Below are 15372 nucleotides of genomic sequence, written 5' to 3'. Positions count from 1 at the left end.
TCACGCACCTCCAGCGGGCAGCAGCACCGTCAGCGCGCCCGGCCTGACCTCGGCGGTGAGCCGGCGGCCCGGTGCCACCGGATCACCGTCGAGCTCTCTGGACTGCGTGGAGTCGAAGGTCAGTTCGGCCCGGCGGAACGTGAAGAACTCCACCGGGACGCCGCTGCCGTCGTCGTCCCGCGCCACGACGGTCTCCTCGGTCGACGGCCGGGACGGACGTCCACCGCCGCGCACCAGCGTCGCCAGCGCACGTATCCAGCCGCTGACGCCGCGCGGGTCGAGGAGCAGCAGGTCGAGCCGACCGTCGTCGGGGCGGGCGGCCGGCAGAAGCGTCGTCCCGCCCTGCACGGTCCCGACGTTGCCGATGAGCACCATACGGGCCGTGCGGCGCACGGCGGGCGCGTCGTCGAGCCGGACGGTCAGACGCATCCGCGGTGTGCGCAGGGTGCCGATTCCGGCCAGCACATAGGCGGGCCAGCCCAGGACGGACTTGGCGCGGTCGTCGGTGTGCTCCATGATCTCGGCGTCGAGTCCGGCCCCGGCCATGGCGGCGAAGTGGGTGGCGGTGAGACCGTCACCCTCGATGCGGCCGAGGTCGAGGCGGTGCGGGGTGCCCGACAGGGCGGCGTCGAGCGCGCCGGTGGGGGACAGCGGCAGGCCGAGGTTGCGGGCCAGCAGATTGCCCGTGCCGCAGGGCACGACGGCCAGCGGCACACCGCTGCCGGCCAGGGCGTCCGCGGCCGCCCGCAGGGTTCCGTCACCACCGCAGACCACGACCAGCCGTGCGCCGTCCCGGACCGCGTCGGCCGCCTGCCCGGTCCCCGGGTCCTCCGCCGTGGTCTCGGTGAACACCGGTGCGCGGTGACCGTGCCGTTCCAGGACCCTCCGCAGCGCCTCGCGGTCGGCTTCGCCGGTCACCGTGGGGTTGAAGATCACCACGGTCCGGCCCGGGCCGGGTGCGCCCGGCCCGTCCTCCGCGCTCGCGAAGGACGGCGTGGGGCTCGCCCCGGCCGGAGCGGTCACGCTCCCGTCGGTGAACAGTGCACGGCCGACGATCATCAGGGACAGGCTGCCGTTGACCAGCCCGCCCACGACGTCCGTGGGGTGGTGCATGCCGCGGTAGAGGCGGGCGACGGCCACCGCCACCGGCACGAGAAGCAGCAGAGCGCCCACGATCCGCCGCCACGGCCCGCGGAGCCTGGACAGCGCGAGCACCGCCAGTCCGCCGTAGAGCGCGGTGGCCGCCCCGGTGTGGCCGGAGGTGTAGCTGGAGGTGGGCGGGGAGGCGTCGAGGCGGTGCACGTCGGGGCGTTGGCGGTCCACCGACTCGGTGATGACCAGGAAGACCAGCGCTTGGAGTGACACCGCGACGGACAGGAAGGCCGCCTGCCGCCACATCGGCAGACGGGGGATCAGGAGCAGACCCGCACATGCCAGGACGGTGACGGCGATCACCGTGAGGGTGTTCCCTGCCTCCGACCCGAACAACGACAGGGTGGTCAGGGTGCCGGTCCGGGCGTGTTCGAAGCCCTCGTTGACGTCGTCCTCGACGGTCATCGGCCACAGCCCGCGGGCGGGTCCGGTGATCAGCAGCCCGAGTCCCACCATCAGCGCGCCCTGGCAGACCGTCAGCGCCGCGATACGCGCGGCGGTCCGGCCGGTGCCTCGGGGCAGCGCGAACGAGCGGCCGGTCCGGGCGGCTGCCGGTCTCCCTCCGGGCAGGTCGGCCGGTCTGTGCGGTGCGGCGGTCGGCATCAGGTCTCCCACGGGTCGGCGCGATACGGCGGTGTCGGCCAGAGGCATCGGGCCGATGCACCGCCGTCTGCCCCCGATGTCCGCGCGCAGACCAACCGATGGGTGACTTGACTTCGGCGAGAGCCTTACCCGCCGCAGCTGTTGATCCCGGTTCGCCCTCTCTTGTGGTCATGCGGGAAGGGGTCGGCGCGGAGCTCGCTGCGCCCGCACCGCCTCCGGGAGCCTTTGCCGTCACCGCCCGCTCCTGCCGTGGGCCTTGCCGGTGCCGGTGCCGGCACCAGTGCCGCGGCTCGCCGGCTGGATCCCGTACGCGGGCCGTGGTCGGCTCCTGTTCTCCTGGCCCTGCGCGTCCCCGACCGGCACTGCGAGCGGCAGTCGCATGTGTGAGCACACCAGTACGCCGACGGCGCGAGGAAGGCGCCGCCCGCACCCCGGCCCTCCGCCGGCGCCCGGGTGTCGCGGCGCGTCTCGTCCCGCCGCAGCGGGGTGGTGGATCACACCGGCATTCTTTTCGGTAACGTGAGGTCATGAGCCATCCGCACCCAGAACTCAAAGCCGCCCCGCCACTGCCCGGAGGCGGGCTGAGGGTGACCGCCTTGGGCGGCTTGGGCGAAATCGGTCGCAACATGACCGTCTTCGAACATGCCGGCAAGCTGTTGATCGTGGACTGCGGTGTGCTGTTCCCCGAGGAGAACCAGCCCGGGGTCGACGTGATCCTGCCCGACTTCACCTCGATCCGGGATCGCCTGGACGACATCGTGGCCGTCGTGCTCACCCACGGTCACGAGGACCACATCGGGGGCGTGCCCTATCTGCTGAGGGAGCGGTCGGACATCCCGGTCGTGGGCTCGAAGCTCACCCTCGCGTTCCTGGAGGCCAAGCTCAAGGAGCACGGCATCAGGCCCCGCACGGTGCGCGTGCGCGAGGGCGACCGGCGCGGCTTCGGCCCGTTCGACTGCGAGTTCATCGCCGTCAACCACTCCATCCCCGACGGGCTCGCGGTGGCTCTGCGGACGGCGGCCGGCCTGGTGCTGCACACCGGCGACTTCAAGATGGACCAGTTCCCCCTGGACGACCGGATCACCGACCTGCGTGCCTTCGCCCGCCTCGGCGAGGAGGGCGTGGACCTGTTCCTCACCGACTCCACCAACGCCGAGGTCCCCGGCTTCACCACCTCCGAACGCGAGCTGAACCCCGCGATCGAACAGGTGATCCGTACCGCGCCGCGCCGGGTCATCGTCTCCAGCTTCGCCAGCCATGTGCACCGCATCCAGCAGGTCCTGGACGCCGCCCACCAGCACGGCCGCAAGGTCGCCTTCGTGGGGCGCTCGATGGTCCGCAACATGGGCATCGCCCGCGACCTCGGCTATCTCAAGGTCCCGTCAGGCCTGGTCGTGAACGCCAAGGAACTGGAGAAGCTGCCGGACCACCGGATCACCCTGGTGTGCACGGGCTCCCAGGGCGAGCCGATGGCCGCACTGTCGCGGATGGCCAACCGCGACCACGCGATCCGCATCGGCAAGGGCGACACCGTCCTGCTCGCCAGCTCCCTCATCCCCGGCAACGAGAACGCGATCTACCGGGTGATCAACGGCCTGACCCGGTGGGGTGCCAACGTCGTCCACAAGGGCAACGCCAAGGTGCACGTCTCCGGTCACGCCAGCGCCGGTGAACTCGTCTACTGCTACAACATCGTCCGGCCCCGCAACGTCATGCCCGTCCACGGCGAGTTCCGCCACCTGCGGGCCAACGCCGACCTGGCCATCCGCACCGGCGTCGACCCCGACCGGGTCGTCATCGCGGAGGACGGTGTCGTCGTCGACCTCGTCGACGGCCGCGCCACCATCACCGGCAAGGTGCCCGCCGGGAACGTCTACGTGGACGGCATGGAGGTCGGCGGCGCGACCGAGGCGTCCCTCAAGGACCGGGTCACCCTCGCCCAGGAGGGCGTCATCACGGTCGTGGCCATCGTCGACGCCGACACCGGGGCCCTCGCCGAGGCTCCCGACTTCCTGGCCCGCGGCTTCGTCCACGACGACACGACCTTCGAGCCGGTCATCCCCGTCATCGAGAAGACCCTGGCCAACGCCGCCCAGGAAGGCGTCGGCGACGCTCACCAGCTGGAACAGCTCGTGGCCCGAGCCGTGGCCAACTGGGCCTTCCGTACGCACCGCCGAAAGCCGCTGATCATCCCGGTCATCATCGACGCCTGACCGGGCCCGCCGCCCCGGCTGCCCGCTCTCCGCTCCCACGCCAGGGCGGTCTCCGTCGCCACGCACGCGCAACGGCGCCCATGCGTCCACGAACGTCAGAAAGGTGAACGCATGGGCCTGCGCTTCGAGGAGATCGACTGGCAGCCGACGCCGATCGGCGAGATCAGTCTGCGGCGCCGCCGCGACCCGGTCTCGGGGGAGGACGTGTACGAGGTGAAGCTGGGCGACGAGTTCCTGATGTCCAGCCTCTTCACCGCCGGCGAGATCGCGCTCACGGAACTCGGACTGGCCGAGCTGCCGCACACCGAACGGCCCGAACTGGACGTGGTCGTCGGCGGCCTCGGCCTCGGCTACACCGCCCGGACGGCCCTCGACGACCCCCGGGTGCGCTCGCTGACGGTGATCGACGCGCTCGCCGAGGTCATCGACTGGCACCGGCAGCACCTGGTACCCCTCGGGGCCCGGCTGACCTCGGACCCCCGCTGCCGCCTGGCGCACGGCGACTTCTTCGCGCTGGCCGCCGAACCCGGCGGCCTGGATCCCGAGGCTCCGGGCCGCCGCTTTCACGCCGTTCTGCTGGACGTCGACCACTCGCCACGCCATGTGCTCCACCCGCGCCACGCGGCCCTCTATCAACCCCCCGGGCTCCGTGCCCTCGCCGGACACCTCCACCCCGGAGGGGTGTTCGCCCTGTGGTCCAACGATCCGCCGGACGAGCAGTTCACGTCCACGCTCACGGAGGTCTTCACGCAAGCGGCGGCCCATGTCGTCGACTTCGACAACCCCCTGCAGGGCGGCACCTCGACCAACACCGTCTACGTGGCCCGCAAAGCACCGGGCACACGGTAGGAGCGCAGGGGCCGTAGGACGACGGCGCGGCCGGGCCGGGCGACACGGCGCCCTGGCCGACGCCGAGGCAGGTTTCCGGATGGGGTCCCGCCCGCGGACGGGACCGGCCGGGTCCTCGTGCTGGTTCGCTGCCGAACGCTTCGCCGCTTCCCGGCCGCGCGCGGGACGTGAGCGCGGGACGTGACGGCCCGTCGAGGGCTGCCCCGAGCCATTCCGTTCCCGGCGCTCGGGCCCGCGGACACCGGGACGCTGCCGTAGGTCCTGCCGAGAGGAACTGACCGGCCTCGGACCTGCGGGGGCGACGGCCCTCGGTCACCACCATTGCCGACGGCAACACACCTCGCTATGTTAATCGAAAATCACATGCGTGCTACGCGGCGTACCACGCATGTGTCGCGCAACAGGCACACCTGCGAAGCAGCTGGAACCATCTGGCCCCCTCAGGGAAGCAGGCAAGTAAATGGAGAATCTCAGCAGGCGAAAGATCCTGTCGCTCGGCGTCGCACTCGGCCTCGTGGGCGTGGCCAACCCCGCCCAGGCAGGGGCGTCGACGGGCCCGGTGGCAGGAGCCGCCACGGGGACCGGTCCGGAATGGATCTGGGACGAAGCGGCCGACCCCTTGATGACCTCGATGCTCGACAACGGTCACGTGCCCACGATCAACGCGGCATGGGCGTCGTGGGTGAACAACAACGACCCACTGCCCGGCGGTCTGCCGGCCGATTTCGCCGCCTACCTGCGGCAGGTCAACCGGCTGCCCTCCTGGGCCGACCCCGCCAAGCTCGCCCGCGCCGCCGACTTCAACCGCCGCAGGGACACCTATCTCTTCATGCTGTACGGCCTCGGCAGCGGCATCATGAGCACCGTCATTCCGCGTGAGGCCAAGAGCGTCTACTGGTCCGCGGGCGGCGCCGACATGCAGGACCGCGCGGCCAAGACGTTCACGTTCGGCTACGACCTGTCCCAGCTGGGAGCCTTCGAGCCGACGGGACAGTTCGTCGTCACCGCCAACAAGACGCGCGTGGTGCACGCCGCGGTCCGCCACCTGCTGCCGCAGTCGCCGCACTGGCGGGCGGTCGCCGACGAGACCGTCCCGATCAGCGCCGCCGACATCCTGGTCACCTTCCACAGTCTGGGCACCTACGTGTACCGGAAGCTGCTCGACTGGAAGATCCCGTTCCCGGCCGCGGACCAGGAGGCGTTCCTGCACTCGTGGCAGGTCGCCGTCCACCTCCTCGGAGTGCCGGACGAGCACATCCCCCAGACCTGGGCGGCCGCCGAAAAGCAGTCGGCGCAGGTGCTCACACCGATCCTCACCCCGTCGACCGAGGGCATCGCACTGGCCGAGGACCTGCTCGGCCTGACCGCACAGATCGATCTCGGCGTCACGCGCGGGTTCCTGAACGAGTTCGTGCGCTACGTCCTCAGCGACGAGGTCGGCGACTGGCTGGGACTGAAGCGCGACTACGCGTCGGCGGCCCTGGTCCGCACCGCGTGGCCGGCGTTCATCCTCTTCCGTGAGGGGCTGTCGCCCGTCATGCCCGGCACCTTCTACATGTTCGACCAGTTCGTACGCGCCCTGGGCATGCTGTTCCTCAACAAGGGCTCGTCCGGAACCACCACCCCCATCACGATCCCCACCGGAAACAGGGCGGGCTGAGCCGTCGATCCGATCTCACCTGCCCGCCCCGCGGCAGAAGGGCCGAAGGGCGGGCATCAGGGTGACTCCCACACGAGGTGCTTCGCGAGGCGCTTCACGACGTGCTTCACGAAGTGCATTTCGCGAGGCGGTACCTCGTAGCCGCCGGGTTCCCACGGCCGTTCAGAGACCCAGGGCGCCCAGAACCAGAGCGGTCACGGCCTCACGATGGTCAGGGCTGTCCTGCCACCGCAGTCTGCGTCCCGCCTCGACCACCACGCCGAACCCCGCGTGCACCAGCACCCGGGCCTGGCGCGGGTCCAACTCCGGACGGGCCAGCCGCAACTGCTGCTCCCAGACGGCGATGTGCTCCCGCTGCGCGAGGACCACAGGGCGCCGCAGGCCGTCCGGGAGTCCGGCTAGCTCGGCCTCGGCAACGCTGTTGAGCTCGGTGTATTCAAAACTGTAGGCCGCATACGTTGCCGCCAGCGCGACGATGGCCTCGTGCGGGCCGCCCACCTCGTGCAGACTCTGTTCCACACCCTGGGCCAGCAGTCCCGCTGCCTGGAGGCATGCCGCCGCCAGAATGTCGATCTTGCCGGGGTAATGACGGTAGAGCGCGGACGGGGTCAGCCCGACCGCCTCCGCGATCTGTCCGTTCGTGACGCTGGCGAATCCGTCCCGGGCGAACAGCGGGACCGAGGCCGCGAGGATCTCCGCGCGCCGGGTGCGCGGCACGGGCCGGGCGGGCAGTTCGACGGGGTGCGCGCCCGGACGGCGCGCCGCGGGATCAGTCGCGGCCACGCCCAGCGCGGACGCCAGCAGCAGCTCCTCGGCCCGGCGCCCGGCGATGGAGGTGTGATGCATCGTGATGGACCCGATCGCGCCGAGGGCCGCCATGGCCCGCAGACGCTCGTCAGGCAATGGGTGCTCGCGCTGTACCGCCTCGTCGACCCGCTCGACGAGGCGGCCGAACTTCGCCCCGAGACGCCGGCGGTCCTCGCGGTTGAGGTACCGGGCCTCCCATCGATACACGCCGCCCGACGCGCGATGAGCGACGGTGATACGGGTGACGGCGGTGAGCACATCCCTCAAGGTCGCCCCGGACGGCACCTCGTCGAGCGCGGCGACCAGTCCGTCCACCATGACATCGGCGCACTCGGCGAACAGCGCGTACTTGTTCGGGAAGTGCCGATACAGAGCGGCCGCGGAGATCCCCACTCCGGCGGCGACTTCCTCCATCGACGCCGTGTGGTAGCCGCGCTCGCTGAAGGCCCGCCCGGCCGCCTCGACGATGAGCTGCTTGCGGTTGCGCGGCCTGGCGGCCGCGGTCGGATCGGCGGTCGAGGCCGAACGGGCAGGTGGGGAGGCGGAGGCCATGCGCATGAGTCAATCACACGCCGTCAGGAGGCCGGGCTCCCTCGGCGTGAACCGCACAGGACGTGACTACCGGTTCACTTTCCAAGTGTTTCCCGTCCCGTGACGCGAAGGCTCCGCTCGGTGCTCGGTGCTCGGTGCTCGGTGCTCGGTGCTCGGTGCTCGGTGCTCGGTGCTCGGTGCTCGGCGGTCCGCGGTCCGCCGTCGACGCGGCAAGCGGATGGCGGCTGTCTGCTGTCGGCATCTCGCCGGGGACACGTCGTCCGCCGCCGCGGTTCCCGGTGCCGGAGCCGGAGCCGACGATCAGATGAAGGTGAGCACCGGTTTGATGACGCTGCCGTCCCCCATGGCGGCCACGGCCGCTCCGATGTCCTCGAACGGGAACGTGGTGACCAGCCGGTCGAGCGGGAAGAGGCCACGCCTGTGCAGGCCGATCAGCTCGGGGACGAACCGGCCGGGGTCGGAGTCTCCCTCGATCACCCCGTGGACGCGGACGCCCTTGGCGAGCAGACCCATCACATCGAACGTCACCTGACCGCCGATGCCGAGCAGGGCGAGTTCTCCGCGCGGGCGCAGCGCTCCGACGGCCCGGCGGGCCATCTCCGGACGGCCCGTGGACTCGACGACGTAGTGCGCGCCTCCGCCGGTGAGGTCGCGCAGCGCCGGCACCAGACCGTCCCCGGGGGCCAGGGCCGCCTTGGCGCCGAGTTCGGTGGCCAGGGCGCGGCGGGAGGCGACCGGGTCGACGGCCACGATCGGGTCGCATCCCACGGCCACCGCGGCCATCAGCGCGCTGAGGCCGACCCCGCCCGCGCCCAGGACGACCAGTGAGGAACCCGGTTCGGGGCGCAGCCGGTTCAGTACGGTGCCCGCGCCGGTCTGTCCGCTGCAGCCCAGCGGCGCGACGACCGCAGCCGGCACGTCGGACGGCACCTTGACCACGCCGCGTTCGTGGACGACGGCGTGCGTGGCGAAGCTGGACTGACCGAAGAAGCCGGCGTGGAGCGGCGCGCCGTCGAGCGAGAGCGGAGTGGTGCCGTCGTCGCGTCCCCCGGAGAGGTTCAGGGCCCGCGCGGCGTGGCAGTAGGCGGGGTGGCCCGCCGCGCACTGCTCGCAGGCGCCGCAACTGGCGAACGTGAGGCAGACCTGGTCCCCCGGCGCGAGGCCGGTCACCTCCGCGCCCACCGCCTCGACGCGGCCGACGCCCTCATGACCGAAGACCATCGGGGTGAGCTGCCGGGGCCAGGTGTCCCGCATTCCCAGGTCGGTGTGACAGATGCCGACCGCGGTCATCCTCACCAGCACCTCGCGGGGCCGCGGGTCCTCGAGGTCGGCGTCCCGGAGGGTGAACGGGGCGCCCGGTGCCTCGGTGACCGCGGCGCGGACGTGCCTCACGCCCCCTCTCCGGCACGCGGGCTCTCGTGCGGGGGCTCGGGGGCGCGCTCGAGGAAGAAGTAATAGAAGGGGCCCTCGGCGGGGACCCCCTTGCCGTTCATGATCCCCATCAGTGTGGTGTCGTCGACCCATTTGAAGTGGTCGAAGACCGGCCGACCGTCGTAGACCATGGTGGCCGTCGGCTCGCCGCGGAACTCGACGGTCCACAGGCTGGCCTCGCCCTGGCCGAGTTCGCGGTTGGAGTACAGCTCGCCCGCCGCGTTCCGGCACATCAGCGGCTTGGCGTCGTCCACGGAGGCGAACGTCTTCCCGTACCAGTCGGCCTCCGCCAGCATCCCTTCGAGGGGGTGACCGGTGCGGAACTCGCCGCCCTTCCACGCACCGAGAATGTCCTCGGGGCGAGTCGTGGGCAACGCCGCCCAGATCTCGTCGAGTTCAACGGCGGTGACCGAGCCGTCCTTCTTCCGGAGTTCCTGGAACCGGGCGCGGGCCTCGAGCATGTCCATACGGATGTCCTCTCGTCGGTGCTGAACCAGGTGAAGATTCGGGATGCTGCCGTTGCGGGTTGGGCGGGTTGGGCGGGTTGGGCGGGTTGGGCGGGTTGGGCCGGTGGGGCCGGTGGGGCGGGATGGCTGGGAGGCCGCCCGGACCGTTGCCCTTCCGACTGCTTAGCGGTCGATCAGGAATACCTGACATCCGGCGTCCGATCTGCTGGGACACTCCAGGTTCGAACCCATAAAAACTATAGCCACGAGGCAAGTTGACCGACCAGCATCGCACTCGATTTTTTAGCGAACGCTCAGTACGTACCCGATCGACGGGCGCGGCGGGGGAGCAGCACCGGGCGGTGACGGCAGCACGGGTGGCGACGGCAGCACGGCGGCGACGGCCCTGGGGCCGCCGCCGCGATGTGGTGCGGGGGAATGTGTCAGCGCTTCGTGTACGTAGAGCCGACGCCGTACCGGCGACGAGTGATCTCGGGCCGCCTCGACCGCTCCCGCGCGGCTACCAGGGAACTTCCCCGTGTTCGTCCTGGAACGTTCCGGTCGGACCGTCCGCGTCGAGTGTGGCGAGACGCACGACGACCCTGGCGCTCTCCTCCGGCGTCCTTCCGATGCCGAATGCCGCGGTCAGGTCGGTCGCGGTAGTGCCGGGCTCGACCGCGTTGAACTTGATGCCTGGTTGGGACTTGGCGTACTGGACCGTGAGCATGGTGGCCGCGGCCTTGGACGCGGAGTAGAGCGCCAACGGCAGGTTGAACTCCGGCCGGTCCGGATTGGTCACCGCCCAGAAGGATCCGGCACTGCTGGAAACCGTGACCACGGTGGGGTTCGAGGACTTGCGCAGCAGGGGAAGCGCGGCCTCCGTGACGCGCACGATTCCCACCGCGTTGGTGTCGAAGGCCCGGAGTGCCGTGGGGCCGTCCGTTGCCCCGTGTCCCAAGATGCCCGCGTTGTTCACCAGTACGTCGAGCCGGCCCTCGGCCGAGCCGATCGTCGCCAGCGCGCTGCTGACCGACGCGTCGTCGGTCACGTCGAGCTGCACGAAGCGTGCGCCGAGCGCCGCCGCTGCCTTCTCGCCCCGCTCGACATCACGCGCGCCGACGTAGACAACGTGTCCCAAGGCCAGAAGCTGTCTGGCTGTCTCGTAGCCGATGCCCTTGTTGGCCCCGGTGATCAGTGTGATGGGCATGCGTATCCTCACGAGTCATGTGGTTCGAGTGGGTAGTTGGTGATGCTCGGACTGCTCCTTGACCTGCCGACGACGAACCCGTAGGTCAGCCGGTCAGCTGCCGGAGCAGTTCCCCGGCGTCGTGCAGGGCGGTCATGTGCACGAACCGCCCGTCGCGAACCCGGTAGATGGCGTACTCGACGATCTCGAACGAGGCGCCGGTGGGAGCCACGCCGAGCCATGTCTTCACCGGCGTACCCGTGTTGACCAGGCGCGCCGCCAGACGGTCACCGTCGAAGAGCAGTTCCCTGAGTTCCCAGTGGAGATCCGGGACCGCGTCCACGTCATGCTTCTGGACGGCGAGGAGGTCGTCCCGGGTGGCAGGCTCACCGTTGAGGGTGGTCCGGTCGTCGATGAACTCGTCCATACCGTCGAACTTGTGGGCGTTGAGCGCCTCGATATAGCGCAGGTAGAACGCGCGCAGGTCGGTGTCGGACACAGGAAGACGACCCTTCAGTGGGCAGCTCCGGATCGGGGCCGCGGGGGAGGGAGTAAGGCGATTGCCCCTTGAATCGCTCCGGGGCGGGGGTGAGCCCCGACAGACCGAAGGGGGCGTCGAAGCGCTCCTCGGTGATCTGCTCCAGTGGCGCGAGCGAGGCGACGGAGGCATGCGCGAACACGGCACCGCCCTGGCCGATTCCGGCGCTGCCCCCGGTGGCGAGAGCGGCCTTTCCCTCAAGTAATCCCACGTGAGTGGCCCCTCCGAGTTCTGTAGCGATCGCTGCGGAAGTCGAACGGTAGCACTTCTGCATCGATCGCTGCAGAAAGGTAGGCTGCGGACGTGGAGACGAAACAGAGCGGCCCTGTCGGCCGGCCGCGAGGATTCGACGCCGACGAAGCTCTCGAGCGCGCCATGCTGGTCTTCTGGAAGCACGGCTACGAGGGGGCCAGCACGGCCGCCCTGACCAACGCGATGGGCATCTCCACCACCAGCATGTACGCGGCCTTCGGCAACAAGGAGAAGCTGTTCCGCAAGGCCCTGGAGCGTTACACCGAAGGCCCGAGCGCATACCTGGCCCGAGCCTTGGAGGAGCCGACCGCTCTCGGCGTCGCCACCGCCCTCCTGGCCGGCACCGTCCGAACCACCACCCGCCCGGCCCAGCCGCACGGATGCCTGGGCGTCCAGAGCGCCCTGACCACCAGCGACTCCGGGCAGGAGGTCCGTGACCTCCTTGTCGCCTGGCGCGCCAACGGCTACTCCTGCATCCGGGAGCGGTTCCAGCGCGCCGTCGACGAGGGAGACCTGCCTCCGCAGACCGATCCGGGGCTACTGGCCCGCTACCTCACCACCTTCGGCTACGGTCTCGCCGTGCAAGCCGCGAGCGGTGTCTGCCGCGACGAACTTCAGGAGATGGCCGACGCCGCCCTGCGTAACTGGCCCATCACCTGAGACCCGCCCGGTCTATGCCTTTCGGCCGGCACGCCGCCGGAGACCGAGTCGGTACCGCTGACGGCGTGGTGGCGGGAGGCCGCCGGCCTTCGCGCCGGCCTTCGTGCCGGTCGCGGCTCCCGGTAGTAGCCGACCGGAGGCCCTCCGCATCCGGGCCAGGGCAGCCGCATGCCTCCCGTGGGGAGCCGGGAGGCGCGGCGGGCCCTGTCATCCGCAGCGGGACGGCACGGCCCGGCAAGGGGATCCTTGCCCCGGGGGAGGCGGAACCCGCTCCTCACCATGCACCACAAACCAGCCACTGGCATAGATCGCGGCCGGAACTGGATGTGCGGCCGCTTCCTCCCGCCAGTCGGCTGCCCGGGTGGCAGTCGCGGCGCAACCGCCACCCGAGATTCCGACCGGCACGCCATACTTCGGCCTCATGAATGGGCCAGGTAGCGAGGTCGCGTCGGACGTGCGGCGATGAGGGTGACATGGGCGGCGACGGCGCCGGAGTCGGGGCGCTACTCCGCCGTGGAGAAGGATTCGGACATCGGGCTACTGGAAGACCACTTCGTCGCACTGCGTCTTCAGGGCCAGGGATACCTCGAAGTCCGGTTGCCGGGTGGTGAGTTCCCCTGGCTGAGTGTGGGCTTTCACGGCGATCGAGCAGTCATCCATCTGTTCGACCATCCGGAGAGGTCGTCTCTGCTCGTCGGTGACGGCACCGCGATGGCGGATGCCGTGGTCTACATCCCGGTCATGGACGAACTGGTCGCGTTCAGTGGCGGCTTCGTCCTGACCGTCGATCGCGCGTGGGTCCTCGTACGCAGCTTCCTCCGGTCCGGGGCACCTGGAGAACTGGGCGAGTGGTGTGAGTTGTGACCATGTCAGGGTTGCCTGGCAACAACATCCCGGGGGGTCATGCGTTCGCGGACCGCGGCAGCAGCCGTTGGTCCTCTGCCCGTGACGCGCCCGCCTCGCCGGCCGGCATCGGCGCCGGGGCGGTCACGGCGGCTGCACTTCCAAGAGAGAGACGGAGTGCGGTGTGCCGTCCGACAGGGCGAGGGCGCTCAGGACGATGCGCGGGGCGGGCCTGTCGCTGTCCCGCAGGTCCTTCACGGCCTGCGGACTTCAGCCCGCGGCGAGAAACGCGGCCGCCGGAACACATATCGGTGACCTTCTTCGCTGACACAGAGACTCCTGCCGTCCGTATTCGTTGACAGGACAGCGGCCAGGCACGCAGGACGAAGGTGAGTGCCTGGCGGATCACAGGAGAGCAGGCGCGCATGAACCCCAGTGCTCACATCGAGGCCGTCTACGCACAGGTCTGCCGGCGCAACGCGGGTGAGACCGAGTTTCACCAGGCGGTGGGAGAGGTGCTGCACACGCTGGCGCCGGCCTTGCAGGCGCATCCCGAGTACGTCGACGCGTTGATCCCCGAGCGGCTGTGCGAGCCCGAGCGGCAGCTGATCTTCCGGGTGCCGTGGGTGGACGACGCGGGGCGGGTACAGGTCAACCGCGGCATCCGGGTGGAGTTCAGCAGTGCGCTCGGCCCCTACAAGGGCGGTCTGCGCTTCCACCCGAGCGTCAACCTCGGCATCGTGAAATTCCTGGGCTTCGAGCAGATTTTCAAGAACGCGCTGACCGGACTGGCGATCGGCGGCGGCAAGGGCGGCTCGGACTTCGATCCCAAGGGTCGCAGCGACCACGAGGTCATGCGCTTCTGCCAGGCGTTCATGACCGAGCTGTACCGGCACCTGGGCGAGCACACCGACGTCCCCGCCGGGGACATCGGGGTGGGCGGGCGCGAGATCGGCTACCTCTTCGGCCAGTACAAGCGGATCACCAACCGCTTCGAGGCGGGAGTCCTGACCGGCAAGGGCGTCACCTGGGGCGGCTCGCAGGCTCGGACCGAGGCCACCGGCTACGGCGCGGTGTACTTCGCGCAGGAGATGCTGGCCACGCGCGGTCAGAGTCTCGACGGCCGCAAGGCCGTGGTCTCCGGGTCGGGGAACGTGGCGGTCTACGCGATCGAAAAGGTGCACGCGCTCGGCGGATCCGTGGTGGCCTGTTCGGACTCCTCCGGCTATCTGGTCGACGCGGACGGCATCGACCTGGAGCTGCTCAAGGCGGTCAAGGAGGTACGGCGGGCGCGCCTGTCGGCCTACGCGGAGGCCAAGCCCACTGCCCGGTTCTCCGACCGGGGATCGGTCTTCGAGGTGCCCTGCGACATCGCGCTGCCGTGTGCCACCCAGAACGAACTGGGCGGACAGGAAGCGGGGGTGCTGGTGAAGAACGGCGTCCTGGCCGTCGCCGAGGGCGCCAACATGCCGTGCACCCCGGAGGCGATCGAGATCTTCCGTGAGGCGGGCGTCCTGTTCGGTCCCGGCAAGGCCGCCAACGCGGGCGGCGTGGCCACCTCCGCGCTGGAGATGCAGCAGAACGCCTCCCGCGACGTGTGGACCTTCGAGCAGACCGAGACCCGTCTGGCGGCTGTCATGCGTGGTGTCCACGACCAGTGCCGCACCACCGCCGAGTTGTACGGAGGCACCCCCGACGACTACGTCCTGGGCGCCAACATCGCGGGCTTCCTGCGGGTGGCGGAAGCCATGACGGCCCAGGGCGTCGTATAGCGCGGGCCGTTGCGCGGCAGGCCGCGCACGGTGCGCGGCAGGCCACGCGCACCGAACGGCGCAGCCGCCATGGGCGGCCCCCGCGTGCCCGTCTCCCCGCCGACGGGTGCCCTGGCGGCCGCCGAACAGCCCCGGTGTGGCCGACCCCGGGCGCCCGGACTGCGCTGACGGCTGGAGGAGTGAGTAGGGCCGGACGACTCGGCTCGGCTCGGCTCACGCATCTCCCGCGGAGCCGGAGAAGCACGTGAGCCGTGAGCCGTGAGCCGTGAGCCGTGAGCTGGGGGCCGGGGCCGGGGCCGGGGCCGGGGCCGTGAGCTGGGGGCCGCGGACTAGAGGGCGGGAGCTATGGGGTGGTGCCCCTGCCGCCCCGGCGGGGGACCGCCGCACAGGGGCCCGACTTCGCTTCCC

At 70.6% G+C, this 15372-nt stretch carries 12 protein-coding genes; 6 read left to right on the top strand and 6 right to left on the bottom strand.

Features of this window, described 5'->3' with window-relative positions; translation table 11 throughout:
• Positions 1–1755, bottom strand: a complete 1755-nt coding sequence (locus ASD48_RS15565) for a diacylglycerol kinase family protein (RefSeq protein ID WP_057602355.1) — start codon at positions 1753–1755, stop codon at positions 1–3.
• 527 nt (positions 1756–2282) lie between these two features.
• Between ASD48_RS15565 and ASD48_RS15560 the strand changes: the two genes are divergently transcribed.
• The 3 genes from ASD48_RS15560 to ASD48_RS15550 all read left to right on the top strand — a co-directional run bounded on the left by ASD48_RS15560 (position 2283) and on the right by ASD48_RS15550 (position 6477).
• On the top strand, positions 2283–3968 hold the full coding sequence (locus ASD48_RS15560; protein WP_057602208.1) for a ribonuclease J: 1686 nt from the start codon (positions 2283–2285) through the stop codon (positions 3966–3968).
• Between the two features lie 111 nt (positions 3969–4079).
• A complete protein-coding gene (locus ASD48_RS15555) occupies positions 4080–4817 on the top strand; it encodes a spermidine synthase (protein ID WP_057602207.1) in 738 nt (245 codons plus the stop codon).
• Positions 4818–5277: 460 nt separating this feature from the next.
• Positions 5278–6477: an oxygenase MpaB family protein gene (locus ASD48_RS15550; protein WP_057602206.1), complete on the top strand. Its 1200-nt coding sequence runs from the start codon at positions 5278–5280 to the stop codon at positions 6475–6477.
• A 162-nt stretch (positions 6478–6639) separates the two neighbouring features.
• Here ASD48_RS15550 and ASD48_RS15545 read toward each other — a convergent pair whose 3' ends face one another.
• From ASD48_RS15545 to ASD48_RS15525, 5 genes are all read right to left on the bottom strand, one after another.
• Entirely contained in the window at positions 6640–7836 is a 1197-nt protein-coding gene (locus tag ASD48_RS15545; protein ID WP_057602354.1) for a TetR/AcrR family transcriptional regulator, read from the bottom strand.
• Positions 7837–8136: 300 nt separating this feature from the next.
• A complete protein-coding gene (locus ASD48_RS15540; RefSeq protein ID WP_057602205.1) occupies positions 8137–9228 on the bottom strand; it encodes an NAD(P)-dependent alcohol dehydrogenase in 1092 nt (363 codons plus the stop codon).
• A complete protein-coding gene (locus ASD48_RS15535) occupies positions 9225–9734 on the bottom strand; it encodes a DUF4334 domain-containing protein (protein ID WP_057602204.1) in 510 nt (169 codons plus the stop codon). Before ASD48_RS15535 ends, ASD48_RS15540 begins: the two co-directional genes overlap by 4 nt.
• A 499-nt stretch (positions 9735–10233) precedes the next feature.
• Entirely contained in the window at positions 10234–10920 is a 687-nt protein-coding gene (locus ASD48_RS15530; protein WP_057602203.1) for an SDR family NAD(P)-dependent oxidoreductase, read from the bottom strand.
• An 85-nt stretch (positions 10921–11005) separates the two neighbouring features.
• Positions 11006–11398, bottom strand: coding sequence for an ester cyclase (locus ASD48_RS15525; RefSeq protein WP_057602202.1), 393 nt, complete (start codon positions 11396–11398; stop codon positions 11006–11008).
• 342 nt (positions 11399–11740) lie between these two features.
• On the opposite strand from ASD48_RS15525, the gene ASD48_RS15520 reads away from it, so the two are divergent.
• The 3 genes from ASD48_RS15520 (at position 11741) to gdhA (ending at position 14964) form a co-directional block, all read left to right on the top strand.
• The gene (locus ASD48_RS15520; protein WP_057602201.1) at positions 11741–12349 is read left to right on the top strand and encodes a TetR/AcrR family transcriptional regulator; all 609 of its coding nucleotides are present in this window, start codon (positions 11741–11743) and stop codon (positions 12347–12349) included.
• Between the two features lie 513 nt (positions 12350–12862).
• The gene (locus tag ASD48_RS15515; RefSeq protein WP_063887451.1) at positions 12863–13213 is read left to right on the top strand and encodes a hypothetical protein; all 351 of its coding nucleotides are present in this window, start codon (positions 12863–12865) and stop codon (positions 13211–13213) included.
• 404 nt (positions 13214–13617) lie between these two features.
• Complete coding sequence (gene gdhA / locus ASD48_RS15510) at positions 13618–14964, top strand: NADP-specific glutamate dehydrogenase (RefSeq protein WP_057602198.1); 1347 nt, start codon at positions 13618–13620, stop codon at positions 14962–14964.
• Positions 14965–15372: the final 408 nt, after the last annotated feature.

It is taken from the genome of Streptomyces sp. Root1310, from assembly GCF_001426425.1.
In the GTDB taxonomy this organism is placed as follows: domain Bacteria; phylum Actinomycetota; class Actinomycetes; order Streptomycetales; family Streptomycetaceae; genus Streptomyces.
Note: the sequence above shows the minus strand (reverse complement) of the source record. Positions and strands in the feature narration are given on the sequence as shown.